Source organism: Streptomyces sp. NPDC028305 (assembly GCF_055569495.1).
Map to the genome: position 1 here is coordinate 387,148 of NZ_JBVHTN010000005.1, position 26,597 is coordinate 413,744.

The 26,597-nt window shown below is 73.7% G+C and carries 19 protein-coding genes; 18 read left to right on the forward strand and 1 reads right to left on the reverse strand.

Going from position 1 to position 26,597, the window contains the following annotated elements:
• Positions 1-209 precede the first annotated feature (209 nt).
• The gene (locus ACZ4WQ_RS22670) at positions 210-1,592 is read right to left on the reverse strand and encodes a hypothetical protein (protein ID WP_468022355.1); all 1,383 of its coding nucleotides are present in this window, start codon (positions 1,590-1,592) and stop codon (positions 210-212) included.
• A gap of 535 nt (positions 1,593-2,127) precedes the next feature.
• Between ACZ4WQ_RS22670 and ACZ4WQ_RS22675 the strand changes: the two genes are divergently transcribed.
• The 18 genes from ACZ4WQ_RS22675 (at position 2,128) to ACZ4WQ_RS22760 (ending at position 26,571) form a co-directional block, all read left to right on the forward strand.
• Entirely contained in the window at positions 2,128-3,309 is a 1,182-nt protein-coding gene (locus tag ACZ4WQ_RS22675) for an ROK family protein (RefSeq protein ID WP_468022356.1), read from the forward strand.
• A 310-nt stretch (positions 3,310-3,619) separates the two neighbouring features.
• Complete coding sequence (locus ACZ4WQ_RS22680) at positions 3,620-5,137, forward strand: sugar ABC transporter ATP-binding protein (RefSeq protein ID WP_398373785.1); 1,518 nt, start codon at positions 3,620-3,622, stop codon at positions 5,135-5,137.
• A complete protein-coding gene (locus ACZ4WQ_RS22685; RefSeq protein WP_468022357.1) occupies positions 5,134-6,153 on the forward strand; it encodes an ABC transporter permease in 1,020 nt (339 codons plus the stop codon). Before ACZ4WQ_RS22680 ends, ACZ4WQ_RS22685 begins: the two co-directional genes overlap by 4 nt.
• A gap of 18 nt (positions 6,154-6,171) precedes the next feature.
• Positions 6,172-7,212: a substrate-binding domain-containing protein gene (locus tag ACZ4WQ_RS22690; RefSeq protein ID WP_311723534.1), complete on the forward strand. Its 1,041-nt coding sequence runs from the start codon at positions 6,172-6,174 to the stop codon at positions 7,210-7,212.
• Between the two features lie 51 nt (positions 7,213-7,263).
• The gene (locus ACZ4WQ_RS22695; RefSeq protein ID WP_468022358.1) at positions 7,264-8,508 is read left to right on the forward strand and encodes a Gfo/Idh/MocA family protein; all 1,245 of its coding nucleotides are present in this window, start codon (positions 7,264-7,266) and stop codon (positions 8,506-8,508) included.
• A gap of 134 nt (positions 8,509-8,642) precedes the next feature.
• Positions 8,643-11,129 (forward strand): PQQ-dependent sugar dehydrogenase, encoded by a 2,487-nt coding sequence (locus ACZ4WQ_RS22700; RefSeq protein ID WP_311723532.1) that lies wholly within the window; start codon positions 8,643-8,645, stop codon positions 11,127-11,129.
• 132 nt (positions 11,130-11,261) lie between these two features.
• The gene (locus ACZ4WQ_RS22705) at positions 11,262-12,452 is read left to right on the forward strand and encodes an inositol-3-phosphate synthase (protein WP_311723531.1); all 1,191 of its coding nucleotides are present in this window, start codon (positions 11,262-11,264) and stop codon (positions 12,450-12,452) included.
• The gene (locus ACZ4WQ_RS22710) at positions 12,449-13,327 is read left to right on the forward strand and encodes an SCO3242 family prenyltransferase (protein WP_311723530.1); all 879 of its coding nucleotides are present in this window, start codon (positions 12,449-12,451) and stop codon (positions 13,325-13,327) included. Before ACZ4WQ_RS22705 ends, ACZ4WQ_RS22710 begins: the two co-directional genes overlap by 4 nt.
• Entirely contained in the window at positions 13,324-14,373 is a 1,050-nt protein-coding gene (locus ACZ4WQ_RS22715) for a sugar phosphate isomerase/epimerase family protein (RefSeq protein WP_311723529.1), read from the forward strand. Before ACZ4WQ_RS22710 ends, ACZ4WQ_RS22715 begins: the two co-directional genes overlap by 4 nt.
• On the forward strand, positions 14,370-15,032 hold the full coding sequence (locus tag ACZ4WQ_RS22720) for an EboA domain-containing protein (RefSeq protein WP_311723528.1): 663 nt from the start codon (positions 14,370-14,372) through the stop codon (positions 15,030-15,032). The genes ACZ4WQ_RS22715 and ACZ4WQ_RS22720 overlap by 4 nt, the downstream gene beginning before the upstream one ends.
• Positions 15,032-15,880 (forward strand): TatD family hydrolase, encoded by an 849-nt coding sequence (locus tag ACZ4WQ_RS22725; protein ID WP_311723527.1) that lies wholly within the window; start codon positions 15,032-15,034, stop codon positions 15,878-15,880. Before ACZ4WQ_RS22720 ends, ACZ4WQ_RS22725 begins: the two co-directional genes overlap by 1 nt.
• Positions 15,881-15,883: 3 nt before the next feature.
• On the forward strand, positions 15,884-17,053 hold the full coding sequence (eboE, locus tag ACZ4WQ_RS22730; RefSeq protein WP_361191531.1) for a metabolite traffic protein EboE: 1,170 nt from the start codon (positions 15,884-15,886) through the stop codon (positions 17,051-17,053).
• The gene (locus ACZ4WQ_RS22735; RefSeq protein WP_468022359.1) at positions 17,050-18,489 is read left to right on the forward strand and encodes a nucleotide pyrophosphatase/phosphodiesterase family protein; all 1,440 of its coding nucleotides are present in this window, start codon (positions 17,050-17,052) and stop codon (positions 18,487-18,489) included. The genes eboE and ACZ4WQ_RS22735 overlap by 4 nt, the downstream gene beginning before the upstream one ends.
• Positions 18,486-19,625 carry a sugar phosphate isomerase/epimerase family protein gene (locus ACZ4WQ_RS22740; protein WP_311723524.1) on the forward strand — a complete coding sequence of 380 codons (1,140 nt, stop codon included), beginning with the start codon at positions 18,486-18,488 and terminating at the stop codon, positions 19,623-19,625. The genes ACZ4WQ_RS22735 and ACZ4WQ_RS22740 overlap by 4 nt, the downstream gene beginning before the upstream one ends.
• A gap of 319 nt (positions 19,626-19,944) precedes the next feature.
• Positions 19,945-21,051 carry a ribosome small subunit-dependent GTPase A gene (gene rsgA, locus ACZ4WQ_RS22745; RefSeq protein ID WP_385341299.1) on the forward strand — a complete coding sequence of 369 codons (1,107 nt, stop codon included), beginning with the start codon at positions 19,945-19,947 and terminating at the stop codon, positions 21,049-21,051.
• A 109-nt stretch (positions 21,052-21,160) separates the two neighbouring features.
• The gene (locus tag ACZ4WQ_RS22750) at positions 21,161-22,627 is read left to right on the forward strand and encodes a dihydrolipoyl dehydrogenase family protein (RefSeq protein ID WP_385341260.1); all 1,467 of its coding nucleotides are present in this window, start codon (positions 21,161-21,163) and stop codon (positions 22,625-22,627) included.
• Between the two features lie 742 nt (positions 22,628-23,369).
• The gene (locus ACZ4WQ_RS22755; protein ID WP_468022360.1) at positions 23,370-24,740 is read left to right on the forward strand and encodes a protein phosphatase 2C domain-containing protein; all 1,371 of its coding nucleotides are present in this window, start codon (positions 23,370-23,372) and stop codon (positions 24,738-24,740) included.
• Between the two features lie 88 nt (positions 24,741-24,828).
• Positions 24,829-26,571 carry a pyruvate dehydrogenase gene (locus tag ACZ4WQ_RS22760; RefSeq protein ID WP_398374008.1) on the forward strand — a complete coding sequence of 581 codons (1,743 nt, stop codon included), beginning with the start codon at positions 24,829-24,831 and terminating at the stop codon, positions 26,569-26,571.
• Positions 26,572-26,597: the final 26 nt, after the last annotated feature.

Consider the following 26,597-nt stretch of genomic DNA (forward strand, 5'->3'; position numbering starts at 1 on the left):
ACGCGGGGGCTGCGCCACGCGGGGGCTGCGCCACGCGGGGGCTGCGCCACGCGGGGGCTGCGCCACGCGGGGGCTGCGCCACGCGGGGGCTGCGCCACGCGGGGGCTGCGCCCCCAGACCTCGGGGTCTGGGGGCGCAGCCCCCAGTTTCGGGAAGGGGCGGGTAGGGGAAGAGGCCCGCCGCAGGCGTCAACACCCGCCGCGCGCCGCCTACCGCAGGCGCTCCACCGCCACCCGGTGGTGCGCCGCGCCCGTGACCACGGTCAGTTCGGGTGCCGCCTCGGCGAGGGGCTTGCGGCCCAGCCAGGCCAGCAGCGCGGAGGCGTACGCGGCCGGGTCGCACAGGTCCGCCCGGCCGTCCTCGCCGGGCGCGGCCGTCAGCCGCACCAGGTCGCCCCGACGGGTGCGCACGGTGCAGCGGTCCGGGCCGCTCACATACACCGCGAGCGCGCAGTGCGGATGGCGCGCGAGCACCTCCGCCGTCCAGGCAGCGGACGGGCCGACCCGTGGGTCGTCCTCCGCCGCGTACCGCACGATCACATCCGCCACGCTCAGCCGCCCGGCGTCCCGCGTGTCCTCGTGCACGGCCGTGTGCGCGCCGTCCGCGTCGGGGTCCTCGGGCTCGTGGGCGGCGTCGGCGTGGCGGGTGACCGCGACCTTCGGCGGGTCGGCGCCGATCAGCCGGGTCAGGACCCGTACGGGCGCGGTGCGCTCCGCCGGCTCGTACGGCGGCAGGGGCAGCCGGTCGAGGAGGGCGGGGCGGCCGGCGGGCTCGGGGATGCCGATGAGGCGGTAGAAGAGGCGCCGCAGCAGCGCGGCGGAGCGGCCGGGGGAGGAGGTGGTCTGGGCGGCCAACTCGGCGTAGCGGCCGGGGGCGTGGCCCTCGACGGCTTGGTCGATCTGTGTGCGCAGCCCGCCGTGCGGGCGGAGTCTGGGGGCGGCCCGGCCGAGCGCGGCGACGGGCGAGGCGGGGTCGAGGTCGCCGTCGGGGAAGGCGCCGAGGAGGACGGGCCTGCCGAGGGACGCGGCGTAGTACGTGACGCTGCCGTGGTCGCCCAGGACGCAGTCCGCCGCTATCAGGGCCTGTCGCCAGCCGTGCAGCGGATCGATCAGGCCGAGGCCGGCCCGCCGCGCCCGGTCCAGCCAGCCCCGGACCTGCCCGGGGCCGTGCCCGTACCAGATGTTGGGGTGCAGAACGGCCACCGCGCGGTACTCGTCCGCGGGCAGTTCGGCCGTCAGGCGGGGCAGCAGCCAGGGCAGCAGGTCGCCTTCGCCGCCGTCGCCGAAGAGGGAGCGGGGCGACCAGGTGGAGTTGACCACGATCAGCCGCTGGTGCGGGCCGACCCCGAGGGCGCGGCGGAACCGCTCGCGGTACGGCAGGGCGTCGAGGACGCGGTCGTAGGCCGGGTCCCCGGCCAGTACGGCTGTGGGGACCGCCTCCGGGCAGGCGGCGGCCAGCCGGTCGAGCTGCTCGGGGTGGGACAGCACGGTGGCCGAGGCGAGGGGGCGCCCGTCGTGCAGCAGCCACTCGGGCGAGAGCCCGAAGACCGGTGTTGTCCGGTGTTGCCAGCCTTTTATTGTACCCGATGCCATGGGAAAGCACCGCCAACCGGCCGCGCAGCGCGTGGAGTTCGCCGCCGTAGCTGGCGGATATGGCGAGGGCGACGGGGGTGTCCTTCGCCTGCTCCCAGGGGAGGACCGGCACCTCCGCCGAGGCCAGCAGCTCGGGCACGCCGGCCAGAAACGGCGAGGACCCCGTGCAGGTCGCCAGCAGCTGCACCCGATGGTCGTCGCGGAACAGCGGCAGCACATCCAGCAGCCGGGTCGCGGACGTCACGTTGTGCACCACGAGGAGCACAAACCGGACATCCGCCCGGGTCGTCCATCTTTCCGTGTCGGCGCCGACCGGAACCCTCAGTCGCGGCGTGTCCGTGCCCGTCATCCTGGCGATATTACCGTCGGTGACGACGGCTACCCGCCGCCCCGCATCGATCTTTGTCCTGCGAGTGGGGAAAGTTAGCAGCAATCCGTGCGCAGATTCTTCCCAGGTACGGAAGCCGCTGCTACGTTCCTCACGAAAGCCCGACACTGGTGGCCGAATCTGGGCGGGGAGGGGATCGTGAGACGCATGACGGCGCGACCGGCCAACGCTCATCAGGCCCGCCTGCTCAAGCTGTTGCGTGACGGCGGCCCCAACTCCCGTGCCCAGCTGGGCGACCAGGTCGAACTGTCCCGGTCCAAGCTGGCCGTGGAGGTGGACCGGCTGCTGGAGACGGACCTGGTGGTGGCCGACGGACTCGCCGCCTCGCGCGGTGGCCGGCGCTCCCACAACATCCGGCTCAACCCGGGCCTCAGGTTCCTCGGCGTCGACATCGGCGCGACATCGGTCGACGTCGCCGTCACTAACGCGGAGCTGGAGGTCCTCGGCCACCTCAACCAGCCGATGGACGTCCGTGAGGGCCCCGTCGCGGTCTTCGAGCAAGCCTTGGACATGGCCGGGAAGTTGAAGGACGCCGGGCTCGCCGAGGGCTTCGACGGCGCCGGTATCGGCGTCCCCGGACCGGTGCGCTTCCCCGAGGGCGTCCCGGTGGCGCCGCCGATCATGCCGGGCTGGGACGGCTTCCCCGTGCGGGAGGTGCTCAGCCAGGAACTCGGCTGTCCGATCATGGTCGACAACGACGTGAACCTCATGGCTATGGGGGAACAGCACGCCGGAGTCGCCCGCAGCGTCGCCGACTTCCTCTGCGTCAAGATCGGTACCGGCATCGGCTGCGGCATCGTGGTCGGCGGCCGGGTCTACCGGGGCACCACCGGCAGCGCGGGCGACATCGGCCACATCCAGGCCGTGCCCGGCGGCAGGCCCTGCGCCTGCGGCAACCGGGGCTGCCTGGAGGCCCACTTCAGCGGTGCGGCGCTGGCCCGCGACGCGGTGCAGGCGGCCCAACAGGGCCTGTCCACCGAGCTCGCGGCCCGGCTGGAGGCCGGCGGCACCCTCACCGCCGTCGATGTCGCCGCCGCGGCCGCCGCGGGCGACGCCACCGCGCTGGAGCTGATCCGCGAGGGCGGCACCCACGTCGGCCAGGTCCTGGCCGGTCTCGTCTCCTTCTTCAACCCTGCCCTGTTAGTGATCGGCGGCGGAGTGACCGGCCTGGGCCACACCCTGCTCGCCGCGATCCGTACCCAGGTCTACCGCCAGTCGCTGCCCCTCGCGACCGGCAATCTGCCCATCGTCCTGGGAGAGTTGGGCCCCACCGCCGGAGTGACCGGCGCGGCCCGGCTGATCAGCGACCACCTCTTCTCACCCGCCTGAGCGACCGCCTCCTTTCACCCGCGCTCCTCTCACCCGCGCTCGTCCCACCCGCGCTCCTCTCACCCGCGCTCCTCTCACCCGCGCTCCTCTCACCGCGCTCGTCCCACCCGCGCAAGCGATCCGAATCGTGTAGACCCCGTCTCCCCGGCCGCTCGGCCCGTGCGGCGCCCGGCTCTGCCGCGCGCCCGAACACCCCGCACCTTCCCCGCAAACCCCCCGCCCTGTACGAAGTACGCCTGCCCGGCGCCGCGCCGGCCGCAGGCGCAGCATGCCCTGCCACCGGCCCGCGCGTCCGCCGAGGGGAACCCACATGGCCTCAGAACCACCGCTGCTCAGCATGTCCGGGATCACCAAGTCGTTTCCCGGAGTCCGTGCCCTGGACGGCGTCGACCTCGACGTCCAGGCCGGTGAGGTGCACTGCCTGCTCGGCCAGAACGGCGCCGGGAAGTCCACCCTCATCAAGGTCCTGGCCGGCGCCCACCAGCCGGACGGCGGCACCATCCGCTGGCGCGGCGAGCCCGTCACCCTGCGCTCGCCGATCGCCGCCATGCGCCTGGGCATCGCCACCATCTACCAGGAACTCGACCTGGTGGAGCACCTGTCGGTGGCGGAGAACGTCCACCTCGGCCACGAGCCGACGGCCGCCGGATTCGTCGTACGGGGCAACGCGGCGCGTGCGTCGACGGCCAAACTGCTCAAGCGGCTGGGGCACCCGGAGATCGATCCGGCCCGGCCGGTGGCCGAACTGTCGGCGGCCCAGCGGCAGATCGTCTCCATGGCGCGGGCCCTCTCGCACGACGTACGGCTCATCGTCATGGACGAGCCGTCCGCCGCCCTCGACCCGGACGAGGTGAACAACCTCTTCCGCATCGTCGGCGACCTCACCGCCGACGGCGTGGCCGTCGTCTACATCTCGCACCGCCTGGAGGAGATCCGGCACATCGGCGATCAGGTGACCGTGCTCAAGGACGGGCGGGCGGTCGCGGGGGGACTGCCCGCCAAGACGACCCCGACCCGGGACGTCGTCGCCCTGATGACCGGCCGCAACGTCGAGTACGTCTTTCCCGAGCGGCCCGCGCGGCCGCCCGCGGGCGACCCCGTGCTCAAGGTCCGCGGGCTGGCCCGCGACGGCGAGTTCGCGCCGCTCGACCTCGACATACGGCCGGGTGAGATCGTCGGCCTCGCCGGGCTGGTCGGCTCCGGGCGCTCCGAAGTCCTGGAGACGGTCTACGGCGCCCGCAAGCCCACCGCGGGCGAGGTCCTCGTCGACGGCAGACCGCTGAAACCCGGCAGCGTCCGCGCGGCCGTGCGCGCCGGGCTCGGACTCGCCCCCGAGGAGCGCAAGGCGCAGGCCCTGCTGATGCTGGAGTCCGTCACCCGCAACGTGTCGGTCTCCACCCTCTCCCGCTTCTCCCGGGCGGGCTGGATCGACCGGGGCGCCGAGCGGCGCGCCGCCCGGGCCGCGGTCCGCGAACTGTCGCTGCGGCCCGACAACCCGGAGGTGCCCGTGCGCACCCTGTCCGGCGGCAACCAGCAGAAGGCCGTCCTGGCCCGCTGGCTGCTGCGCGGCTGCCGGGTGCTGCTGCTGGACGAGCCCACCCGCGGCGTCGATGTGGGCGCCCGCGCCGAACTGTACGCGGTCGTCCGACGACTGGCCGACGAAGGCCTCGCGGTGCTCCTCGTCTCCAGCGAGGTGCCCGAGGTGCTCGGCCTGGCCGACCGGGTGCTGGTGCTCCGCGAGGGGCGGGTCGTGCACAGCGCGCCCGCCCGGGAGCTCGACGAACACCGTGTCCTCGACCTCGTCATGGAAGGAAGCCCGGCGTCATGACGCAGCACGTCTCCCCGCCCAGCGACGCCGCAGGCAAGACGCCGGCGGCCGACCGTCCCCCGGCCTGGCGCGGCCTGCGGGCCCGCGTCGACATCCGTACGCTGTCGCTGCTCGGCGTGCTCGCCGTGCTCGTCGTCGTCGGCGGTGTCACCAAGCCCGACGAATTCCTCGACACCCACAACCTCCAGCTGGTGCTCACCCAGGCGTCGATCATCGGCGTCGTCACCGTCGGCATGACCTTCGTCATCACCTCCGGGGGCATCGACCTGTCGGTCGGCGCGATCGTGGCGCTCTCCTCGGTGTGGGCGACCACGGTCGCCACCCAGGAGTACGGGTTCGCCGGGATCCTCTTCACCGCCGTGCTGGTCGGCCTCGGCTGCGGCCTGGTCAACGGGCTGCTCATCGCCTACGGCGGCCTGGTCCCCTTCATCGCCACCCTCGCCATGCTCGCCTCGGCGCGCGGCCTCGCCCTCCAGATCACGGACGGCAGCACCCAGATCGTCACCGTGGACGGGATCCTGAACCTCGGCGAGCGCGACTCCTACGTCCTGGGCATACCGCCACTGGTCATGGTGTTCGCGATCGTGACGATCCTCGGCTGGTTTGTGCTCAACCGGACCACCTTCGGCCGGCGCACGGTCGCGGTGGGCGGCAACGCGGAGGCGGCCCGGCTCGCCGGGATCGACGTCCGGCGCCAGCGGCTCTACCTCTATCTGCTGTCGGGCCTGTGCTGCGGCATCGCCGCGTTCCTGCTGATCGTGCTGTCCGGCTCGGGCCAGAACACCAACGGCAACCTGTACGAACTCGACGCCATCGCCGCCGCGATCATCGGCGGCACCCTGCTCACCGGCGGCCGGTCCACCATCACCGGCTCGGTCCTCGGCGTCCTGATCTTCACCACCATCACCAACATCTTCGCCCTCAACAACCTCCAGAGCGACGTCCAGCAGATCGCGAAGGGCGCGATCATCGTCGCCGCCGTGCTGGTCCAACGCCGCACCGCGAATACGGCCTGAGGAAAGGGTTCACCCGCCATGCCAGAGCACACCAGCCGCAGAGGACTCCTCTTCGGGACCGCCGCAGTGTCCGCCGGAGCGTTTCTCACCGCTTGCACCAGCAACGAGAACAACGACAAGAGCCCCGCCGCCGACTCCAAGCCGGCCGCCGACGACAAGCCCGGCAAGCACGTCACCATCGGCTTCGCCGGACCCCAGGCCGACCACGGCTGGCTCAACGCCATCAACGAGAACGCCAAGAGCCGGGCGAAGAAATACTCCGACGTCACCCTGGAGACCACCGAGGGCTCCAACGACACCGCGCAGCAGATCGGTCAGATCGAGACCCTCATCAACAAGAAGGTCGACGTCCTGGTCATCCTGCCCGCCGACGGCAAGGCCCTCACCCAGGTCGGCCTCAAGGCCATGAGGTCGGGCATCCCGGTCGTCAACCTCGACCGGATCTTCAACACGGCCCAGGCGTACCGCTGCTGGATCGGCGGAGACAACTACGGCATGGGCCTCAACGCCGGGCACTACATCGGCGAGAAGCTCAAGGGCAAGAAGAACGCGAAGGTCATCGAGTTGGCGGGCGTGGACAGCCTGGAGCTGACGAAGCAGCGCACCCAGGGTTTCGACGACGCGCTGAAGAACTACCCCAACATCGAGAAGGTGGCCCGCCAGGCGGCCGAGTTCACGGTCGAGTCCGGGCAGGCCAAGATGGCCCAGCTCCTCCAGGCCCAGTCGAAGTTCGACGCCCTGTGGAACCACGACGACGACCAGGGCGTGGGCGCGCTGCGCGCCATCGAGCAGGCCGGGCGGGACGAGTTCCTGATGGTCGGCGGGGCCGGGGCGCTCTCCGCGTTCCAGGCCATCAAGCAGGACAAGGGCGTGCTGAAGGCGACCGTCCTGTACCCCCCGACCATGGCGGCGTCCGCGATCGACCTCGCCCGCGCCCTCGGCCAGGCCAAGGGCGTCAGCGGCCTCGCCGAGTACGAGATCCCGGCGTCGATCACCCTCTACTCGGCCGTCGTCGACAAGGACAACGTGGACCAGTACATGCCCACCGGCTTCCGATGAGGCGCCCCGCCCGCACCCCCGCCGTGTCATGACGAACAGGAGGACGAGCGCATGGAACAGCCGCAGCAGTCAGCGGAGCAGGAGCCGGTGGCCGAGGCCGCACCGGGGGCCGGAAAACCCCCGCTGCGCGTGGGCATGGTCGGATACGCCTTCATGGGCGCCGCCCACTCCCAGGGCTGGCGCACCGCGGGACGCGTCTTCGACCTGCCCCGGCAGCCGGTCCTGGCCGTGATCTGCGGCCGCGACGCCACCGCCGTACGGGCGGCGGCGGACCGGCACGGCTGGGCGGCCACCGAGACCGACTGGCGCGCCCTGATCGCCCGGGACGACGTCGACCTCGTCGACATCTGCACCCCCGGCGACAGCCATGCCGAGATCGCGGTCGCCGCGCTGGCCGCCGGCAAGCACGTTCTGTGCGAGAAGCCCCTCGCCAACACCGTGCGGGAGGCCGAGGCCATGACCGCCGCGGCCGAGGAGGCGTACCGGCGCGGCCGGCTGCTGGGGATGACGGGCTTCAACTACCGCCGGCTCCCCGCCACCGCCTTCGCTCGCCGCATGGTCGCCGACGGGCGGATCGGCGCCCTGCGCCACGTCCGGGCGACCTACCTCCAGGACTGGCTGGTGGACCCGGAGGCCCCCCTGACGTGGCGGCTGCGCAAGGAGTCGGCGGGCTCCGGCTCGCTGGGGGACCTCGGCGCGCACATCGTCGACCTGGCCCAGTATCTGGCGGGGGAGAGGCTGGCCGGGGTGTCCGCCCTGACCGAGACCTTCGTACGGGAACGCCCGCTGCCCGGCGGCCCCGCAAGCGGCCTGAGCGCCGTGGCCGCGGCGGGCACCGGTGAGGTCACCGTGGACGATGCGGCCCTGTTCACCGGCCGGTTCGCCTCCGGCGCCCTCGCCTCCTTCGAGGCCACCCGCTACGCCACCGGCCGCAAGAACGCGCTGCGCATCGAGCTCAACGGCGACCGCGGCTCGCTCGCCTTCGACCTGGAGCGCCTCAACGAACTGTGGTTCCATGACGCCGGCCAGCCCGGCGCCGAGGCCGGCTTCCGCCGCATCCTGGTCACCGAACCCGACCACCCCTACCTGGACGCCTGGTGGCCGCCGGGGCACGGCCTCGGCTACGAGCACAGCTTCGTCCACCAGGCCCGCGACCTGGTCCACGCCATCGCCGAGGACCGCCGCCCCGAACCGTCGTTCGCCGACGGGCTCCAAGTGCAGCGCGTCCTCGCCGCGGTGGAGGAGAGCGCGGAGAAGAACTCCGTCTACACCCCCATCGCGGGCCCACGCCCCTGAGCCGCCGTCGGCCCTCTCCGACGCGGCACTCCCCAGCCGGCGCCCCAGCGCGCCAGTTCTCACAGCCCCGGGATGACGGCGCATCCCGGCGTACGCGCCCGACCGTACAACCAGCCCCATTCTGGAGGCATTTCGTGCACGGGAACGACCGCACCACCCGCACCCGAACCCCTAGATCCCCACTGCGCAAGGCGATCGCGCTGCTGAGCGGCGTGCTGCTCGCCGGCGCGGGCCTGACCCTCACCACCCCCCAGGCCGGCGCAGCCGTCACCGGCCAGGAGAAGGCCGCGGCGGCCGAGGACTTCCAGCAGGTCACCCTCGCCAAGGGGGAGGCGGAGGTCGGCGAGCCCATGTCGCTGGCCGTCCTCCCCGACCGCTCCGTCCTGCACACCTCCCGCGACGGCGAACTGCGCCTGACCGACGCCGCGGGCAACACCAAGCTCGCGGGCAAGCTCGACGTCTACTCCCATGACGAGGAGGGCCTGCAAGGCATCGGCGTCGACCCGGGCTTCGCCGACAACCGCTTCATCTACCTCTACTACGCGCCCCCGATGAACACCCCGGCCGGCGACGCTCCGGAGACCGGCACCGCCGCCGACTTCGCGCCCTTCGACGGCGTCAACCGGCTCTCCCGCTTTGTGCTGAAGACCGACGGCACCCTCGACACCGCCAGCGAGAAGAAGATCTTCGACGTCCCGGCCACCCGCGGGCTGTGCTGCCACGTCGGCGGCGACATCGACTTCGACGCGGCCGGCAACCTGTACCTGTCGACCGGCGACGACACCAACCCCTTCCAGTCGGACGGCTACACGCCGATCGACGAGCGCGCCAACCGCAACCCCGGCTTCGACGCCCAGCGCTCCGCGGGCAACACCAACGACCTGCGCGGCAAGATCCTGCGCGTCAAGGTCGAGGCCGACGGCTCGTACTCCATCCCCGAGGGCAACCTCTTCAAGCCCGGCACCGACAAGACGCGGCCCGAGATCTACGCGATGGGCTTCCGCAACCCGTTCCGGTTCAGCGTCGACAAGAAGACCGGCATCCTCTACGTCGGCGACTACGGCCCCGACGCCGGCGCCGCCAACCCGGGCCGCGGCCCGTCCGGACAGGTCGAGTTCGCCCGCGTCACCGGCCCCGGCAACTTCGGCTGGCCGTACTGCACCGGCGCCAACGACGCGTACGTCGACTTCGACTTCGCCACCCGCACCTCCGGCGCGGCCTTCGACTGCTCCGCCCCGAAGAACACCTCGCCGAACAACACCGGCCTCACCGACCTGCCCCCGGCGCAGGCCGCCTGGATACCGTACGACGGCGGATCCGTCCCGGAGTTCGGAGACGGCTCCGAGTCCCCGATGGGCGGCCCGGTCTACCACTACGACCCCACCCTCGACTCGCCCGTGAAGTTCCCCGAGGCCTACGACGGCGACTTCTTCGCCGGTGAGTTCGGCCGCCGCTGGATCAAGCGCATCAGCAGCGACGCCGACGGCAAGGTGCAGTCGATCAACGACATCCCCTGGAGCGGCACCCAGGTGATGGACATGGCCTTCGGCCCGGACGGCGCGCTGTACGTCCTCGACTACGGCACCGCCTGGTTCGGCGGCGACGAGCACTCGGCGCTGTACCGCATCGAGAACGCGACCGACGGCCACTCCCCGTCGCCCCAGGCCTCCGCCGACCGCACCTCCGGCCAGGCCCCGATGAAGGTCCAGTTCTCCTCGGCCGGTACCACCGACCAGGACGGCGACACCCTCACCTACAGCTGGGACTTCGGCGACGGCGGAACCTCCACGGCCGCCAACCCGGCCCACAAGTACGCCAAGAACGGCACCTACACCGCCACCGTCACCGCCAAGGACCCCTCCGGCCGCACCGGCAGCGCCAGTGTGCAGATCGTCGTCGGCAACACCGCACCCACGGTCGTCCTCGAGACGCCCAAGGACGGTCAGCTGTTCAGCTTCGGCGACGCCATCCCGTTCAAGGTGAAGGTCACCGACCCCGAGGACGGGCGGACCATCGACTGCGACAAGGTCAAGGTCACCCTGATCCTCGGCCATGACACCCACGGCCACCCGCTCACCTCCGCCAACGGCTGCTCCGGCACCATCCAGTCCAGCGCCGACGGCGGCCACGACGAGGACGCCAACATATTCGGCGTCCTGGACGCCGAGTACACCGACGGCGGAGGCGGCGGCCAGGCCGCGCTCACCTCGCACGACCAGAGCGTCCTCCAGCCCCGCCACCGCCAGGCCGAGCACTTCGGCACCAGCTCCGGCGTGACGGTCGTCGCCCATGACACCGCCCAGGGCGGCAAGGTCGTCGGTGACATCGACAACGGCGACTGGATCGCCTTCAAGCCCTACGTCCTGAGCGACGCCAAGAAGATCACGGCGCGCATCGCCTCCGCCGGCGCGGGCGGCACCCTCGAGGTCCGCGCGGGCTCGGCCACCGGCACCCTGCTCGGCAAGGCCACGGTGCCCGTGACCGGCGGCTGGGAGACCTACCAGGACGTCTCCGCCAACCTGTCCCGGGCGCCGCGCGGCACCACCACGCTCTACCTCGTCTTCAAGGGCGGCAGCGGTGCCCTCTATGAGCTCGACGGCTTCACCTTCACGACCGGCTGAGCCCGCCAAGGGCCACTGAACGGCGGCGGGCGGGAGACGCCGGACTCCCGCCCGCCGTCACCACCCTCATCCCTTCCGGCAGCTACCCCTCATCCCCTCCGGGATCTCGTTCCCCGGACAAGGAGGCAGCCCATGTCCGCGTCCCTCTCCCGTCCCCCTCGGGTCGGCGTCTGGCTGGTCGGGGCCCGCGGCTCCGTCGCGACCACCGTCGTCGCCGGATGCGCCGCCGTGACCGCGGGGCTGCGCCCGCCGACCGGCCTGGTCACCGAGGAGCCCGCCTTCGCCGACAGCGGCCTGCCCGCCCTGTCCTCCCTGGTCTTCGGCGGCCACGACACCACGGACTGCCCCCTGCCCAAACGCGCCGAACAACTGGCGGCCGGCGGCGTCCTCCCGCCCGGCCTGCCCTCCGCCGTCGCCGCCGAACTCGCCGCCGCCGACGCGGAGATCAGGCCCGGCGGCCCGCTCCCCGGCGACACCCGGGACGAGGACGAACTGATCGCCGCCTTCGCCGCCGACCTCCAGGACTTCGTCACCCGGCGCGGCCTGGAGCGCGCGGTGGTCGTGAACGTCGCCTCCACCGAACCGGCCCCGTCGTCCGGCACCGGGCACGGTCGACCGTCGACAGGGGCTGAGGCGCCCCGGAGGGGAACCGAGCCTCAAAAGAGGGGCCTCCCGCCCAGCTCGCTCTACGCGGCCGCCGCCCTGCGCGCCGGCTGCCCGTACGTCAACTTCACCCCGTCCACGGGCCTGCACCACCCGGCGCTCGCCCCGCTCGCCGAGTCGAGCGGACTGCCGTACGCGGGCCGCGACGGCAAGACCGGCCAGACGCTGCTGCGCTCCGTACTCGGCCCCATGTTCGCCCAGCGGGCGCTGGACGTCCGGGCCTGGTCCGGCACCAACCTCCTCGGCGGCGGCGACGGCGCCTCCCTCGCCGACCCGGCCGCCGCCGCGGCGAAGAACGCCGGCAAGGAACGCGTCCTCGCGGACACCCTTGGCACCACCCCCGAGGGCGAGGTCCACATCGACGACGTGCCCGCGCTCGGCGACTGGAAGACCGCCTGGGACCACGTGGCCTTCGACGGCTTCCTCGGCACCCGCATGGTCCTCCAGACCATCTGGCAGGGCTGCGACTCGGCGCTCGCCGCGCCCCTGGTCCTCGACCTGGCCCGGCTCGTCGCCCGCGCCCACGAGACCGGTCTGCGCGGCCCCCTCGCCGAACTGGCCTTCTTCTTCAAGGACCCGGTCGGCCGGGCGCCGTCGGCGCTGGGCGAGCAGTACGCGGAACTGGTGCGGTTCGCCCGGGGGCTGGGGGAGGGCGAGTGAGCCGACTCCGCGCCTGGGCCGAACTGCTGCGCCTGCCCGCCCTGTTCACCGTCCCCGGCGACGGGCTGGCCGGCGCGGCCGCCGTCGCCGCCCGCCCCGACCGCCGTACCGCGCTCGCCGTCGGCTGCTCCCTGTGCCTGTACGAGGCCGGGATGGCCCTCAACGACTGGGCGGACCAGGAGGAGGACGCCGTCGAGCGCCCGCACCGCCCGCTCCCGTCCGGCCGGGTCCGTCCCGCCGCCGCCCTCGCCGCGGCCTGCGCGCTCACGGCCGCGGGCCTCGCCCTGGCCGCCCGCGCGGGACGGCCTGCGCTGGCGGTCGCGGTGCCGCTGGCGGCCACCGTCTGGTCGTACGACCTGGTCCTGAAGCGCACGCCCGCCGGGCCCGGCGCCATGGCCGTCGCCCGCGGCCTTGACCTGCTCCTCGGCGCAGCGGCCACCGGTGGCCGGGTCCGCCCGGCCCTGCCCTCGGCGGCCCTGCTCTCCACCCACACCCTCGCCGTCACCGCCGTCTCCCGCCAGGAGACCCGCGACGGCACCCCGCTCGCCCCGCTCGCCGCCCTGGCCGCCACGGCCGGCCTGACCCGGCTGCTGCCGGGCGACCCGGGACGCGACCGGCCGTCGTCCTTCCGCCGGCACTTCCTGCCCACCGCGCTCGCCCTCAACTACGCCTCCGCCACGGCCCGCCCCTACCTGCACGCCGCCCTGAACCCCTCACCGCCGCTGACCCAGCGCGCTGTGGGCGCCGGAATCCGCGCCACCATCCCGCTCCAGGCGGCCCTCGCCGCCCGCGCCGGGGCCGGGGCCACCGCGCTGGGCACGGCCGCCCTCGCCGCGCTGGCGCGGCGCTTCTCGAAGCGGGTGAGCGTCACATGACCTCCCAGGGGACGGCCCTCCGGTTCGGCTACGGCACCAACGGCCTCGCCGACCTACGCCTCGACGACGCCCTCGCCCTCCTCGCCGACCTCGGCTACGACGGCGTCGGCCTGACCCTCGACCACATGCACCTCGACCCGCTGGCCCCCGACCTCGCCGCCCGCACGGGGCGGGTCGCCCGGCGCCTGGCCGCCCTCGGGCTCGACGTCACCGTGGAGACCGGCGCCCGCTACGTCCTGGACCCCCGCCGCAAGCACGGCCCCTCGCTCCTCGACCCGGATCCGGAGGCCCGCGCCCGCCGCGTGGACCTCCTGCTGCGCGCGGTCCGGGTGGCCGCCGACCTCGGCGCGCACGCCGTGCACTGCTTCAGCGGAATCGTTCCGCCCGGCGACGACACGGCCACGGCCTGGGAGCGGCTCGCCGCCGCCCTCACCCCGGTCCTGGAGGCCGCCGACACCGCCGGGATCCCGCTCGCCGTCGAGCCCGAACCCGGCCACCTCCTCGCCACCCTCGCCGACTTCCACCACCTCCGCGGCCTCCTCGGCGACCCGCCCGCGCTGGGCCTCACCATGGACCTCGGCCACTGCCAGTGCCTGGAACCCCTGCCGCCCGCCGACTGCGTGCGCGCCGCCGCGCCCTGGCTGCGGCACGTCCAGATCGAGGACATGCGGCGCGGCGTCCACGACCACCTCCCGTTCGGGGAGGGCGAGATGGACTTCCCGCCCCTCCTCGCGGCGCTCGCCGCCACCGGCTACCAGGGCCTGACCGTCGTCGAGCTGCCCCGCCACTCCCACGCCGGCCCCCACTACGCCGAGACCTCCCTGCCGTTCCTGCGCCGCGCTGCCGCTGCCGCGGCGGCGACCGCCCCGGCCGCCTCGGGCGCCGGTGCCCCGGTCACGGCCGCGCCGACCGCCGCCGCCCAGGCCGCCGCCAACCCGGCCGTAGCAGCCCCGGCCGTCGCAGCCCTGGTCACTGCCGCTCCGGGCGCCGCCAACCCGGTCCCCGCCGTCCCCGACACCACCGTGCGGGAAGGGAGCACCCCATGACCCACTCGCCCGCCACGGGAACCGGCCCGGACCCCACCCCCGACGCCCTCCGCGACCACCTCGACAGCCACCTCCACCCGGCCGCCCGCGCCTGGCTCCGGCAGGCCCTGGACGAGGCCGCCGCCCACCCCGGCGGGCCCAGGCCCGCGTGGGAGCTGCGCGTGGCCGAGGCCGGGCGCCGCTGCGGCAGCCGGCACGCCGACGCCGCCCGCGTCCTCATCCTGCACGCGGCCCAGGCCGATCCCGCCACCCTCGCCCGCCTCTACCACCAGGGCACGGCCGCCGAACGCCGCGCCGTGCTGAGCGCTCTGCCGCACCTCGTGCCAGGACCCGACGCGGTGCCGCTGGTCGAGGACGCCCTGCGCACCAACGACACCCGCCTCCTCGCCGCCGCCCTCGGCCCGTACGCGGCCCGCCACCTGGACCCCCACAGCTGGCGGCACGCCGTACTGAAGTGCCTGTTCACCGGCGTCCCCGTGGACGCGGTGGCAGGGCTCGCGGAGCGCGGGCGCGGCGACGCCGAACTCGCCCGCATGCTCGCCGACTACGCGGCCGAGCGCACCGCCGCCGACCGGCCCGTCCCCGCCGACCTGTACCGCGTCCTGGCCCTGGCCGCCGAAGAGCCCGAGGCGGACCACCCCCACGGCAAGGAGTCCTGATGCGCCTGTTCGACCCCCACATCCATATGACCTCCCGCACCACCGACGACTACGAGGCCATGCGCGCCGCCGGGATCCGAGCCGTCGTCGAGCCGTCGTTCTGGCTCGGCCAGCCCCGCACCTCGCCCGCCTCCTTCCTCGACTACTTCGACTCCCTGCTCGGCTGGGAGCCCTTCCGCGCCGCCCAGTACGGCATCGCCCACCACTGCACCCTCGCCCTCAACCCCAAAGAGGCGAACGACCCGCGCTGCGTGCCCGTACTCGACGAGCTGCCCCGCTATCTCGTCAAGGACCAGGTCGTGGCCGTGGGCGAGATCGGCTACGACTCGATGACCCCCGCCGAGGACACCGCCCTCGCCGCGCAGCTCCAGCTCGCCGCCGACCACGGCCTGCCCGCGCTCGTGCACACCCCGCACCGCGACAAGCTCGCCGGCCTGCGCCGCACCCTCGACGCCGTCCGCGAGTCCGCGCTGCCCGTGGACCGGGTGCTGGTGGACCACCTCAACGAGACGACGGTCAAGGAGGCCAAGGACAGCGGCTGCTGGCTGGGGTTCTCCGTCTACCCCGACACCAAGATGGACGAGCGCCGGATGGTGGCGATCCTGCGCGCGTACGGGCCGGAAAAGGTCCTGGTGAACTCCGCCGCAGACTGGGGCAGAAGCGATCCGCTGAAGACCCGGCGGGTGGCCGATCTGATGCTGGCCGAGGGGTTCACCGAGGACGACGTGGACCGGGTGCTGTGGCGCAACCCCGTCGCCTTCTACGGGCTCAGCGGCCGCCTGGAACTCGAGGTCGCCCCGCCGGAGGCCACCCACGAGGGCAACTCCGTGCTGCGCGGAGGGGAGTGAGCGATGCGCTTCCGCCACCCCGACGGCACCACCGTCCACCTCGCCTACTGCACCAACGTGCACCCCGCCGAGACCCTCGACGGCGTGATGGCCCAGCTCCGCGACCACTGCGCGCCCGTCCGCCGCCGCCTCGGCCGCGACCGGCTCGGCATCGGCCTGTGGCTCGCCCGCGACGCCGCCCGCACCCTCGACACCGACCCGGCCGCGCTGCGCGCCCTGCGCCGCGAACTCGACCGGAGCGGCCTGGAGGTCGTCACCCTCAACGGCTTCCCGTACGAGGGGTTCGGCGCCGCCGAGGTCAAGTACCGCGTCTACAAGCCGGACTGGGCCGACCCCGAGCGCCTGGAGTACACCACCGCACTGGCCCGGATCCTCACCGGCCTGCTGCCCGACGACGTCACCGAGGGCAGCATCTCCACCCTGCCGCTCGGCTGGCGCACCACCTGGAGCGCCGACCACGCCCGCGCCGGACAGCGGGCGCTCATGACCCTCGCGGAGCGCCTGGACGCCCTGGCGGAACTGACCGGCCGGAGCATCCGGGTGGGCCTGGAGCCGGAGCCCGGCTGCACCGTGGAGACCACCGGCGACGCCATCGCCCCGCTCACCGCCGTCGGCCACCCCCGCATCGGCGTGTGCGTCGACACCTGCCATCTGGCCACCTCCTTCGAGGACCCGACGGAGGCCCTGGACGCGCTCGCCGCCGCCCGCGTCCCCGTGATCAAGTCCCAGCTGTCGGCCGCCCTGCACGCCGAACATCCCGGCCGGCCCGAGGTCCGCGAGGCCCTCGCCGCCTTCGCCGAACCCCGCTTTCTGCACCAGACCCGCACGGTCACCCCGACCGGCCTGCACGGCACCGACGACCTCGACGAGGCCGTCCGCGATACGGCCCTGCCCCCCGACGCCCCCTGGCGGTCCCACTTCCACGTCCCGCTGCACGCGGCCCCCGCCGAGCCCCTCACCTCCACGCTCCCGGTCCTGCGGGCCGCCCTGGCCCACCTCGTCGGCGGCCCGAACCCGCTGACCCGCCACCTGGAGGTCGAGACCTACACCTGGCAGGCGCTCCCGCCCGAGCTGCGCCCCCGCGGCCGGGACCGGCTCGCCGACGGCATCGCCGCCGAACTCGCGCTCGCCCGCGACGAGCTGACCGACCTCGGACTGAAGGAGCTGCCATGACCGCGCCCACCGGCGACCCCACCCCGCTCCTCGTCCTCGACGTGGTCGGCCTCACCCCCCGGCTCCTCGACCGTATGCCCCACCTCAAGGCCCTCGCGACGGCCGGCTCCCGGGCCCACCTCGGCACCGTCCTGCCCGCCGTCACCTGCGCCGCCCAGTCCACCTTCCTCACCGGCACGATGCCCTCGGAACACGGCATCGTCGCCAACGGCTGGTACTTCCGCGAACTCGGCGACGTCCTGCTGTGGCGTCAGCACAACGGCCTGGTCGCCGGGGACAAGGTGTGGGACGCGGCCCGCCGCGCCCACCCCGGCTACACGGTCGCCAACATCTGCTGGTGGTACGCCATGGGCGCCGACACCGACCTCACCGTCACCCCGCGCCCCGTCTACTACGCCGACGGCCGCAAGGAGCCGGACTGCTACACCCGGCCGCCCGCCCTGCACGACGAACTCACCGAGAAGCTGGGCACGTTCCCGCTGTTCCACTTCTGGGGCCCCGGAGCGGATCTGGTCTCCAGCCAGTGGATCATCGACGCCACCCGTCACATCCTCCGCACCCGCCACCCCGACCTGGCGCTCTGCTACCTCCCGCACCTCGACTACGACCTCCAGCGCTACGGCCCCGACGACCCCCGCTCCCACCAGGCGGCCGCCGACCTGGACGCGGCCGTGGCCCCGCTGCTGGACGACGCCCGCGCCGAGGGCCGTACGGTCGTCGCGCTGTCCGAGTACGGCATCACCCGCGTGAGCCGGCCCGTCGACATCAACCGCGCCCTGCGCCGGGCCGGCCTGCTGGAGGTGCATACCCAGGGCGATGGCGTCGGCATGGAATACCTCGACCCGATGGCCTCCCGCGCCTTCGCCGTGGCCGACCACCAGATCGCCCATGTGTACGTCCGCCGCCCCGAGGACATGGCCGCCACCCGCGCCGCCCTCGACGGGCTGCCCGGCATCGAGCAACTCCTCGACGACGAGGGCAAGAAGGCCCACCACCTCGACCACGCCCGCTCCGGCGAACTGGTCGCCGTCGCCGAACCGGACGCCTGGTTCACGTACTACTACTGGCTCGACGACGCCCGCGCCCCCGACTTCGCGCAACTGGTCGAGATCCACCGCAAGCCCGGCTACGACCCGGTCGAGCTGTTCATGGACCCGCTCGACCCCTATGTGAAGGTCAAGGCCGCCACCGCGCTCGCCCGCAAGAAGCTCGGGATGCGCTACCGCATGGCGGTCGTCCCCCTCGACCCCTCACCCATCCGAGGCAGCCACGGCCGCCTGCCCACGAGCGACGACGACGGTCCGCTCCTCCTGTGCTCCACCCCCCGCGCCGTCGGCGACCGCATCGCGGCCACCGACGTGAAGTCCCTGCTGCTCCGACTCGCCGGTCTCGACACCGACGGCCCCTCAGAGGAAATGAAAGAAGGCACCCCGTGAACCACACGCCTGACACCGACGACCAGCTCCGCCGCAGCCTCGGCGTCGGCCGCCGCAGCTTCCTGAGCACCTGCACCGCCGTCGCGGCCGGGGCGATCGCCGCCCCCGTCCTCGGCGCGACCCCCGTGCAGGCCGCGCCCCGGGCCGCCGACACCGGCAGAGGGCACACGCTCGTCCCCGCGGACAAGCGCGGCATCATCCTCTACACGGTCCGCGACGCCATCGGCCGCGACCCGCTCGCCTCCTCCCTCCCGTCCGGCTTCCGCGCCGTCTTCGAGCAGCTCGCCCGCTTCGGCTACCGCCAGGTCGAGTTCGCCGGCTACGGCCAGCACGCCAACTCCCCGGGCGGCGCCAGCCTGGAGTCCGTCCAGGGCGCCAAGCTGCTGCGCCGCTGGCTGGACGACAACGGGCTGCGTGCCCAGGGCAACCACGGCTTCATCCCCGGCTCCTGGCCCCTGACCAGCGCCGACCTGGACACCTTCAAGAAGCACCTGGAGATCGCGAACATCCTCGGCCTGCCCCACATGGGCACCGGTGGCGACCCCACCGCAAGCTCCTACAAGGCCGACTGGGACGTGGCCGCCGAGAAGTGGAACGCCCTCGGCGCGATCGCCCGCCGCGCCGGCCTCAAGCTCTACACCCACAACCACGACGCCGCGTACAGCTTCCTCCTCGACGGCGGCCCGCTGGACGCCCAGTCCAAGCCCACCCGCAGCTCCGGCATCCGCAAGCTGGAGTACTTCCTGTCCATCACCGACCCCAAGCTGGTCTGGCTGGAGATGGACGTCTTCTGGGCACACGTCGCCCAGTACAAGTTCCGCACCTACACCGCCCACGACGGCTCCACGCAGACGAACATCTTCGACCCGGCCGGCCTCGTCACCCGCCACAACAAGCGCTACCCGCTGTTCCACGCCAAGGACGGCGTCGTCAACGCCACCAACGGGATGGGCTACGACATGGTCCCGTTCGGCACCGGCGTCATCGACTACACCACGTTCTTCTCCCGCGTGGGAGACCGCAACTACCACAACCCGATGGTCGAGCAGGACACCGCCCCGAGCACCACCAACCCGGGCCAGTCCCTCGAATACGCGGCGATCGGCTACCGCAACCTGGCCGCCCTGCGCCGCTAGCGGCAGACCTGGGCGGAGGGCCTCCCCGGCGACCCGGCGGCCCTCCGCCCGTGCCGGCGGGCCACCGAGCGATATTCGGTGGCGTGAACCGGCGTGCGCTTTTATAGTGAGTGCGCTCCTTGCGGTGGCCCTTTGGCCGCCGCTGTCGGCCGAGTTGAGGAAACAGGAGGTGTGACCGATGGCTGTCTCTGTGATGGGTGCTACCCGCAACCAGAAGAACGTCCACTCCACCTCCGCGGTCCCCGGCTGACCGACCCCTTACTTCTTCGCGCCCGCGAGCGCGCGGCCGGGGCTGCCCTGAGAAGGGTTTCCCTTGAATCTGTCTTCTTCCTCTTCCTCCGCTTCCTCACGTCCGCTGTCCGCCTACGGCTGGGACGAGGGATGGCAGGCCGAGTTCGCTCCGTACGCGGAGCAGGGCCTGGTCCTCGGGCGCGTCGTGCGGGTCGACCGCGGTCTGTGCGACGTCGTCACCCCTGAGGGCACCGTCCGCGCCGACACCGAGTTCGTCGTCCCCCGCGACCCGATGAAGATCGTCTGCACCGGCGACTGGGCCGCGATCGACGCGGCCGGTGACCCGCGGTACGTCCAGGCGCTGCTGCCGCGCCGTACCGCCTTCGTGCGTTCGACGTCATCGAAGCGCTCCGAGGGCCAGGTGCTGGCCGCGAACGTCGACCACGCGGTCGTGGCCGTCTCCCTCGCCGCCGAGCTCGACCTGGGCCGCCTGGAGCGGTTCCTGGCGCTGGCCTGGGAGAGCGGCGCCCAGCCGCTGGTCACCCTCACCAAGGCCGACCTGGTGCCCGACCCCGTGGTGCTGGCCCATCTCCTCGCGGACGTCGAGACCGCCGCGCCCGGCGTCCAGGTGCTGACCGTCAGCTCGGCGACCGGCGAGGGCCTCGACGTGCTCGGCGCCGTGCTCTCCTCCGGCACGTCGGTGCTGATCGGGCAGTCCGGCGCGGGCAAGTCCACGCTCGCCAACGCCCTGCTGGGCGAGTCCGCGCAGCATGTGCACGAGGTCCGGGACAGCGACGGCAAGGGGCGGCACACCACGACCACCCGCGATCTGCTGCCGCTGCCCTGGGGCGGGGTCCTCATCGACACGCCCGGGGTGCGCGGGGTCGGGCTGTGGGACGCCGGGGACGGCGTCGCACAGGCCTTCGCCGAGATCGAGCAACTGGCCGGGGACTGCCGCTTCCACGACTGCGCCCACGAGGCCGAGCCGGGCTGCGCCGTGCTCGCCGCGGTCGAGAACGGGACGCTGCCCGAGCGCCGCCTGGACAGCTACCGCAAGCTGCTGCGCGAGAACACGCGGCTCGCCGCCCGCACCGACGACCGGCTGCGGGCCGAGATGCGGCGGACCTTCAAGCAGCGGCAGGCCCTCGGCCGGCACATGATGGAACGCAAGCGGGGGCCGCAGCGCAAGCCGTAGCGCGACCCGTAGCGCGACTCATAGCGCTGCTCCGGCTCCGTGTCCGTGTGGCCCGCGACGGTTCCTTGGGGCCAGGATGGCCCAAGGAACCGAGAGAGAGCGAGTTGCGATGATGGCCGCCACAGAGGAGTACGACGTCGTCGTCCTGGGCGCGGGTCCCGTCGGGGAGAACGTCGCGGACCGGGTCCGCGCGTCCGGACTCTCCGCGGCGATCGTGGAGAGCGAACTGGTCGGCGGCGACTGCTCGTACTGGGCCTGCATTCCCAGCAAGGCGCTGCTGCGCCCGGCCATCGCCCGCGCCGACGCCCGGCGGCTGCCCGGGCTGCGCGAGGCGGTCGGGGGCCCGCTCGAGGCCCCGGCCGTCTTCGCGCGCCGGGACGAGTACGTCTCGCACTGGAAGGACGACGGCCAGGTCGGCTGGCTGGAGTCGGTCGGCGTCGACCTCGTCCGCGGCCACGGCCGTCTGGTGGGCGTCAAGCGGGTCGCGGTCTCGGACTCGGACGGGCGGGAACGCGTCCTGACCGCCCGGCACGCGGTCGCGGTGTGCACCGGCAGTCGCGCCGCGCTGCCCGGCCTGCCAGGACTGGCCGAGGTCCGCCCCTGGACCAGCCGCGAGGCCACCAGCGCCGCCGCGGTCCCCGGGCGGCTGGCCGTGGTCGGCGGCGGCGTGGTCGCCACGGAAATGGCCACCGCCTGGCAGGCGCTCGGCTCCGAGGTGACCGTGCTGGTCCGCGGCTCCGGGCTGCTGGGGCGCATGGAGCCGTTCGTCGGCGAACTCGTCGCCGCCTCGCTCACCGAGGCCGGAGCCAAGATCCGCACCGGCACCTCCGTGACCGGCGTCCGCCGCTCCGCGCCGGGCGGCCCGGCCGGCTTCGGCTCCGGCGCCGGGCCGGTGACCCTGACGCTGGACAACGGCGAGCACCTGGAAGCCGACGAGGTGCTGTTCGCCACCGGGCGCGCACCGCGCACCGAGGACATCGGCCTGGAGACGATCGGCCTCGAACCGGGCAGCTGGCTGCGGGTGGACGACAGCTGCCAGGTGCGGGACGTGGAGGGCGGCTGGCTGTACGCCGTCGGCGACGTCAACCACCGCGCCCTGATGACCCACCAGGGCAAGTACCAGGCGCGCATCGCGGGCGCGGCGATCGGCGCCCGCGCCCAGGGCGTGCCGCTCCTGGAGACGGACCCCTGGGGCGCCCACGCGGCCACCGCGGACACGGCGGCGGTGCCGCAGGTGGTGTTCACCGACCCCGAGGTCGGCTCGGTCGGCCTCACCGCGGCGCGGGCCGAGGCCGAGGGCCGCCGGATCCGGGTCGTCGACTACGACCTCGGACGGGTCTCCGGTTCCGGCCTCTACGCCGACGGCTACCGCGGCCAGGCCCGCATGGTCGTCGACCTCGACCGGGGGCACCTGATCGGCGTGACCTTCGTCGGCCCGGGCGTCGGCGAGCTGCTGCACTCCGCGACGGTGGCGGTCGCGGGGGAGGTCCCCGTGGAGCGGCTGTGGCACGCGGTCCCGTCGTTCCCGACGATCAGCGAGATCTGGCTGCGGCTGCTGGAGACCTACCGCGGCTAAGACTTGCCCCGCCCGCCCCCCGTCAACATGCGGCTCCGCCGCGTGGGGAGGCCCCGCGCCAGACCCCGATCCCTGGGGCGTCGCCCCCGCAGGCGGGCCGCGGCGCCTGCGGCGGGCTGCTGCTCCCCTACCCGCCCCTTCCCGCAACTGGGGCTCAGCCCCAGACCCCCGATGCCTGGGGCTGAGCCCCCGGCAGGCGCCCCGCGGAACACTGCCTGCGTGGCGCCTGCGGCGGGCCTCTCCCCTACCCGCCCCCTGCCGATATGCGGCTCCGCCGCGTGGGGAGGCTCCGCCCCCAGACCCCCAAGGCCGGGGGCGGAGCCCCGCAGGCCAGGGCCGCATCGGCGGGGTCCGGCTGTCCTGTGCCGTCCGGTGGCTGCATGTGCCGGCTGCGCCGCGGGGATGTGGTCCTTGGCCCTGGGGTCCGTGGCGGCGATGTCGCCCAGGCGGCGGAGCAGCGGATCGGCTGGGGCCGGAGGCAGCTTCCGGGATCTTGGGGTCCGGGGGCGGATCCCAGCGTGCCGGGGCCGCATTTCGGCGTGGCCTGGCTGCCATGCCCCGTCCGCCGGCTGCGTGTGGGGCTCCGCGGCGGGGGTGTCGGCCAGCCCAAGCTCGGGGTCTGGGGCGGAGCCCCAGTTGCGGGAAGGGGCGGGTAGGGGCTGTATCCAATATGCGGCTCCGCCGCGTGAGCCCGCCGCAGGCGGTGTTCCGCGGGGCGTCTGCCGGGGAAACAATTGTGGGCATGAGCCAACAGGGGGACAGGCGCCGTCACGAGGACGACTGGTGGGGCGAGTTGTACCACCAGCACACCGGCGATGTGGGGCCCGCCACCGCGTCGGACTCCGTCGACGACCGGTTCGACTCCGCGTCCCGCACGGTCGGCGGGCCGCCGTCGCACAGGGCCCCGCTCGGGTCGGTACCGGCCGCGGGAGCGCCCTGGGGGACGGAGCCGGGACCGGAACCGGAGAAGCCGACCGAGCCCGCCCCATCGGATGCGGCCTTCGGGTGGTTTTCCGGCGAACGGGCGCCGGCCCCGGCCCCGGCCGACCCGCGATCCGCCAAACGGCCGTCCCTGCCGCGTCCGTACGTGCCACGGCCGCCCGCGCCGCAGCCCCCCGCGCCGCAGCCCGCCCCGGACGCCGACGCCGACGCCGACGAGCCGATCGTGCCGCCCCCCGCAGACCCGTACGAACTGGCCGACCTCGTGCCGGACACCGTGCTGGACGGCGCCCGCTGCGGAGCCGCCACGCTGCGCGCCGTCTCCTCCCGCGGCGAGTCGGCCCGCCGGGGCGGGGAGCCGCGGCGGGACGTGTTGCTCATGGCGCGGTTCGGGTCCGGGCCCGGCGCGCTGGTGCTGGTGGCGCTGGCCGGCGGGGCTGGCGGGGCTGGCGGGGCTGGCGGGGTCGGCGGGGCCGACGGGGCGCACCAGGCGGCGCGCGAGCTGTGCGAGTGGATCGGCGGCGCGGTCGGCCGCAGCCATGCGCAGCTGGTCGACGACATACGCTCCGGCAACCGCGGCGCGCTCAAGTCCGGGCTGCACCGGCTCACCGACCGCGGCCTGGGCCGGTTGAGGGCCCGCGCGGCCGAGTTGGGCCTGGACCCGGCCGAGTACACCGCCGCGCTGCGCTGTCTGGTGCTGCCCGCCGACCCGGACTGCCGGATCCGCGTGGTCTTCGGCGTCGGCGACGGCGGCCTGTTCCGGCTGCGCGCGGGCGTCTGGCAGGACCTGGAGCCCGCCGAGCCGGAGCCGGACACCGCGGGCGGCCCGGTGCTCGGGTTCGGCAGTGCGACACGGGCGGCGGCCGGGTCGCCCCCGACGATGGACCTGGGGATCGCCACGCCGGGCACCGGCCCCGCCCCCGGCCCGGCCCCGGTCCCCGCCGCCGCTCCCTTCCGCTTCCGGGCTTCCGTAGCCCGGCCGGGGGATGTGCTGCTGATGTGCGGCCGCGGGCTCGCGGAGCCGCTGCGCGGCCGCCCCGAGCTCGCCGGACACCTGGCGGAACGCTGGGCGGAGGCGGCGCCGCCGGGGCTCGCCGAGTTCCTCGCGGACACCCGGACGCGGGTGGAGGGTTACGCCGACGACCGTACGGCGGCCGCCGTCTGGGAGGCGTGAGCGCGCGGTCCATGGGTTGATGGAGCTACGTAGCCGCTACGCAGCCGCACCGGCATACGCAGCCGAGACCCGTACGGAAGGGCGCGCGATGGGCAAGCAGACCGTGGCCGAGCAGTTCGTGGACCTCCTGGCGCGCGCCGGGGTGCGCCGGCTGTACGGGGTCGTCGGGGACAGCCTCAACCCGGTCGTCGACGCCGTACGCCGCAACGCGGCCATCGACTGGATCCAGGTCCGCCACGAGGAGTCCGCCGCGTTCGCCGCCGGTGCCGAGGCCCAGCTCACCGGCCGCCTCGCGGCCTGTGCCGGCTCCTGCGGCCCCGGCAATCTGCACCTGATCAACGGTCTGTACGACGCCCATCGCTCGATGGCCCCGGTCCTCGCCCTCGCCTCGCACATCCCCAGCAGCGAGATCGGCAGCGGCTACTTCCAGGAGACCCACCCCGAACGGCTGTTCGCCGAGTGCAGCCACTACTGCGAGCTGATCTCCAGCCCGCGGCAGATGCCGCGCGTCCCGCAGACCGCGATCCAGCACGCCATCGGGCGCGGCGGCGTCAGCGTGGTGGCGCTGCCCGGGGACATCGCGGCGCTCCCGGCGCCCGAGCGGGCCGAGGAGCACGCCCTGGTCACCGCCCGCCCCTCGGTGCGCCCCGGCGACGGGGAGATCGAGGCGCTCGCCCGGATGGTGGACGCGGCCGACCGGGTGACGCTGTTCTGCGGCAGCGGCACCGCCGGGGCGCACGCCGAGGTGATGGCCTTCGCCGAGCGGGTGAAGTCCCCGGTGGGGCACGCGCTGCGCGGCAAGGAGTGGATCCAGTACGACAACCCGTACGACGTCGGCATGAGCGGGCTGCTCGGCTACGGCGCGGCGTACGAGGCCACCCACGAGTGCGATCTGCTGATCCTGCTGGGCACCGACTTCCCGTACAACGCCTTCCTGCCCGACGACGTGAAGATCGTGCAGATCGACGTCCGCCCCGAGCACCTGGGCCGGCGCTCCAAGCTCGACCTGGCGGTGTGGGGCGATGTGCGGGAGACGCTGAGCTGTCTGACGCCGAAGGTGCGCGCCAAGAGCGACCGCAGATTCCTGGACCGGATGCTGAAGAAGCACGCCGACGCGCTGGAGGGCGTGGTCAAGGCGTACACCCGCAGGGTGGACAAGCACATTCCGATCCATCCGGAGTATGTGGCGGCGGTGCTGGACGAGGAGGCGGCCGCCGACGCGGTCTTCACGGTCGACACCGGGATGTGCAATGTGTGGGCGGCCCGCTATCTGACCCCCAACGGCCGCCGCCGGGTGATCGGCTCGTTCACCCATGGCTCGATGGCCAACGCGGTGCCGCAGGCGATCGGCGCCCAGTTCCTCGACCGCCGCCGCCAGGTCGTCTCGATGTCCGGGGACGGCGGCTTCGCCATGCTGATGGGCGACTTCCTCACCCTCGTCCAGTACGACCTGCCGGTGAAGGTGGTGCTCTTCAACAACTCCTCGCTCGGCATGGTCGAGCTGGAGATGATGGTCTCGGGCCTGCCCTCGTACGGCACCACCAACCTCAACCCCGACTTCGCGGAGATCGCCCGCGCCGCCGGGGCGTACGGCGAGCGGGTGGAGAAGCCCAAGCATCTGCGGGCGGCGCTGCGGTCCGCCCTGCGCTACAAGGGGCCCGCGCTGGTGGACGTGGTCACCGATCCCAACGCGCTGTCGATCCCGCCGAAGATCCGCGCGGAGATGGTGACCGGCTTCGCGCTCTCCGCGAGCAAGATCGTGCTGGACGGCGGGGTGGGCAAGATGGTGCAGCTGGCCCGCTCGAACCTGCGGAACCTGCCCCGCCCCTGACGGCCTGGGGTGCGATAGGGAGCACC

Excerpts from the sequence above, each read along its gene's own strand:
- ACZ4WQ_RS22670 (WP_468022355.1), bottom strand. The coding sequence starts at position 1,592 with ATGGCATCGGGTACAATAAAAGGCTGGCAACACCGGACAACACCGGTC.
- ACZ4WQ_RS22675 (WP_468022356.1), top strand. The coding sequence starts at position 2,128 with ATGACGGCGCGACCGGCCAACGCTCATCAGGCCCGCCTGCTCAAGCTG.
- ACZ4WQ_RS22680 (WP_398373785.1), top strand. The coding sequence starts at position 3,620 with ATGGCCTCAGAACCACCGCTGCTCAGCATGTCCGGGATCACCAAGTCG.
- ACZ4WQ_RS22685 (WP_468022357.1), top strand. The coding sequence starts at position 5,134 with ATGACGCAGCACGTCTCCCCGCCCAGCGACGCCGCAGGCAAGACGCCG.
- ACZ4WQ_RS22690 (WP_311723534.1), top strand. The coding sequence starts at position 6,172 with ATGCCAGAGCACACCAGCCGCAGAGGACTCCTCTTCGGGACCGCCGCA.
- ACZ4WQ_RS22695 (WP_468022358.1), top strand. The coding sequence starts at position 7,264 with ATGGAACAGCCGCAGCAGTCAGCGGAGCAGGAGCCGGTGGCCGAGGCC.
- ACZ4WQ_RS22705 (WP_311723531.1), top strand. The coding sequence starts at position 11,262 with ATGTCCGCGTCCCTCTCCCGTCCCCCTCGGGTCGGCGTCTGGCTGGTC.
- ACZ4WQ_RS22715 (WP_311723529.1), top strand. The coding sequence starts at position 13,324 with ATGACCTCCCAGGGGACGGCCCTCCGGTTCGGCTACGGCACCAACGGC.
- ACZ4WQ_RS22720 (WP_311723528.1), top strand. The coding sequence starts at position 14,370 with ATGACCCACTCGCCCGCCACGGGAACCGGCCCGGACCCCACCCCCGAC.
- ACZ4WQ_RS22725 (WP_311723527.1), top strand. The coding sequence starts at position 15,032 with ATGCGCCTGTTCGACCCCCACATCCATATGACCTCCCGCACCACCGAC.
- eboE (WP_361191531.1), top strand. The coding sequence starts at position 15,884 with ATGCGCTTCCGCCACCCCGACGGCACCACCGTCCACCTCGCCTACTGC.
- ACZ4WQ_RS22735 (WP_468022359.1), top strand. The coding sequence starts at position 17,050 with ATGACCGCGCCCACCGGCGACCCCACCCCGCTCCTCGTCCTCGACGTG.
- ACZ4WQ_RS22750 (WP_385341260.1), top strand. The coding sequence starts at position 21,161 with ATGATGGCCGCCACAGAGGAGTACGACGTCGTCGTCCTGGGCGCGGGT.
- ACZ4WQ_RS22755 (WP_468022360.1), top strand. The coding sequence starts at position 23,370 with ATGAGCCAACAGGGGGACAGGCGCCGTCACGAGGACGACTGGTGGGGC.
- ACZ4WQ_RS22760 (WP_398374008.1), top strand. The coding sequence starts at position 24,829 with ATGGGCAAGCAGACCGTGGCCGAGCAGTTCGTGGACCTCCTGGCGCGC.